The sequence below is a fragment of the Tritonibacter mobilis genome, assembly GCF_001681715.1.
GTDB classification, from domain to species: domain Bacteria; phylum Pseudomonadota; class Alphaproteobacteria; order Rhodobacterales; family Rhodobacteraceae; genus Epibacterium; species Epibacterium mobile.
In genome coordinates, this window is sequence record NZ_LNWY01000037.1 from 1 (window position 1) to 3117 (window position 3117).

Here is a 3117-nt window from a genome sequence, read left to right on the forward strand (position 1 = left end):
CTTTTGTCAACACGTCCTAATGACCGACACAAATTTGAATTTCAGAGATATATTCATTGCATACCCCTAACCGGAAGGAATGGAACATCTGCCTTTAGCTTGTTGGAGGCTTTGGATATCTACATCGGTAGACATTCCGGGTTTTTGGGGGATTAAGTTTCCAGAATGGATGCAATGCATTTTATTTGAATTTTTGAAATCTATGTTGGTTTTGGGCTGGTTGAGGTTATGGATATGCGGGGGCGTGAAAAAAACAATAATTCAAAATTGGGATTTATTAACCTCATTTGCACACATGTTGTGCCAGAAGTTAATCTTGGCCCTTAATGTTGATTTCTCATATCGATTATATAGATGAATCATTTATTAAGTTAAGAGGTTGCATTCTGACTACACGTTATGCGTGTTTTTTGCGCTGAGTTAATTATCATTTTGTTTACCACTTTCTCAAACCCTAGACTGTGCGACTACACACTTGGGGACAGAAATATGTGTGCAAAAACAGCTTCTAAAACCTTAAAGAACTGCTTCAAGAGCTTGTTCGATTGGAGGCCGAAGGCGGCGTCATGCGTGAAGAGCGGATGTCGAACTTATCGCTTAAGTGATCGCCAAAAACTGCGAGCACTTCGTGGCGCAACACGACCCATTGCAGCCGCCTATGTTTCTCATAAGTCTGCAATTTTGGATTATGAAGCAGTTCTGTCTTACGCTCTCCTGTACGCATCAGAGCAACTTACAGACCTGCAGACGCAGAGTAAGTTTTCAGGTGAAACATGCCGAACGGAACGGCAGAAAGTCCTTCACGCTCTGCTTGAGGTTTCCCTCTACTTGGGGAATGCGCAAGGGGACCAAACCTAATTTCAGCCAAGGCCAAATGAAATGTTCAAATTTTACTCTGGTTGTGGAGTAATCGGCCTCTCTCGCTTTGAAGATGGCCGGGATCTTCCTGAGCGCTTTAGAAACGAGAGTCGTGAGTTCAATGGTTCGGGGTGTTGGTCTGGGGAAGAGTGGCTCGCTAAGATGCTCACCCAACTTGTTGAGGAAGAGAATCTGAATCTTGAACAACTCTTGTCGCACTTGGCAACGATGGGTGTGACAGACCTAGGGCAGCCTTGAATAGGTCATTTCGTCTATCCCAGTAATGCAAAAGCCAACAAGGGTAGTAGACCTAAAGCGACGGCGGCGATTCCCATTCCTCCATCATCATCTTCGAACTCTTCATCAGGCTCAGGTGTCGGATCATCAACAGGAGGTCCGTCACCTGGAGGGAGCATCAAGGATTCTATGAGTGCTTCAGCGTCATACACTCCATCAATCTCACCGACTTCATCCTCGACTATTTCCACAGCCTCCCAATACACCTCCATTTCCTCACTCCACGTGGGTTGGGAGATCACCACACGCATGACTTCAAGGCTGTCGAGGTCGGCATGCAAAATACCATCACTGAATATTTCGTTCTCGATCTCTGTAGAGGATGCCTCTTCGACAATCGCATTGGCATGTCTACTTCCTGGTAGATCTCCCTCTTCAACACCTAGGTATGTCACCGAAATATTCTCGCCACCGCTGAGTATGCCGGAAAGATCAAAGTCGTTAGATGTTACATCCTCTGATTTGGAGGTGAGGAAGAGCACTAGTTCATCTTGGCTGCCGAATGCATGAACATCGATGGTGGGGCTAGCGTACTCTGTCTCAGAACTTTCCGAGCCTACCAGGTCTATTGATCTATTTCCGGGTAAGCTCTCCTCCATGAGACGGAACATTTCACCGCCGACAGTGAGTTCGTCGTGCTCGAATCCTGAACTCAAGGCGTTTCGAGTGTTTTGCAGCAGAGGCCAAGCATGAGCGGTATCTACACCGTGCTCCGGAAACTGCTCCATAATCTCCAACATCTCATGAGCTTGCCTCAAACCGTAGTCGTAATCGGGATCAAGAGATGATGTAGACTTCAAATTCCATTCAGTGACATAGGTTTCGAGTTCTTCGTTCCTTTCGAGCCAGGAACTTTCGACCATCTTCGTCGAAAAGTCGCGCATGCCAGGGTTGAGCTCACCTCGTGTATAGACGTGAGCGGAAACCCCATCGATTCTCTCAATTTCTTCGTCGTCGTACTCATTCATGATGAGTGCGTTGTTAATTTTTGACCAATTTATTTCGCCACTAGAAAAAGTGAATCCTTCGCTAAAGTCTTGGCTATATTCTTCAGATAACGCACCCAAGATCGCATCGGGTGAGTCTAAATCATCGTAGCTGCTGTCTAATCTGGCGAAATCAAAATTCGTGCCAGCTTGCACGACGATATCGATGTCTTTAGTGTCGAAGTCCAAAGCTTGGGAGTCTGCTAGTGCTTGGTCTACAATCGATGAAATTTCACTAGATAGACGTCCATACTCAACGGATGACATTTCACCCGCGCCCCAGTATTCGTTGCCAATTTCGAAGGCGGCAATCTCCCCATCTCCATGAACCCCTCGGACCACATCGGTCACAAAATCATAGAGTTCATCACGGTCTAGATCAGCATAGCGATCTCCATTTTCGTCCGTAGTTTCAGATAGGTAGTTCTGTGTTGGGATGACTATGGTTGTTGATATGCCAAGGTCTCCAGCAGTGGTAAGCCAGTCGTTTAATGGGACTAAGTCCACTTGGTCACCGGTCTTAGGGTCTATACCAGATGAATTGTTGGGGTTTGAGATATCGAAAAATTCTTCTGTAACCGATCCTCCAGGGAATCGTACTGTTTCCACGCCTAGTTCTTGGATCAAATCTTGGTATGATCCGTCGCCATCCAAGGTGTCTCTATGGAAAAGGAAATTCCCGCCGAATTGATCTTGAGTGAAGTGAGATCGAAACTCTGGGTTGGCATTGATCGCAGTTGGCATCACAGTTCTCCGGATGTGGGCATTGATAAGCCTGCGCTGAAATTACCAATAAAACGGAAACGATTTAATTTGATTGAACTTATATTCGTTCTAACAAGTTAACAAATTTGATTTTGTGACTTTTGTGACTTTTTGAGGCTCTATTGCGTAAATCCCGTGAATCCAGCGTGGTAGTTGGGATGCATGAGCAGACCTACGCCTCCGACTTACAGGCCTAGGACGTGTTGACAAA

At 45.9% G+C, this 3117-nt stretch carries 1 protein-coding gene; it reads right to left on the reverse strand.

The window, feature by feature from the left end; all coding sequences use genetic code 11:
• Positions 1–1130 precede the first annotated feature (1130 nt).
• The gene (locus UB90_RS22010; RefSeq protein ID WP_065332079.1) at positions 1131–2885 is read right to left on the reverse strand and encodes a hypothetical protein; all 1755 of its coding nucleotides are present in this window, start codon (positions 2883–2885) and stop codon (positions 1131–1133) included.
• Positions 2886–3117: the final 232 nt, after the last annotated feature.

Excerpts from the sequence above, each read along its gene's own strand:
- UB90_RS22010 (WP_065332079.1), bottom strand. The coding sequence starts at position 2,885 with ATGCCAACTGCGATCAATGCCAACCCAGAGTTTCGATCTCACTTCACT.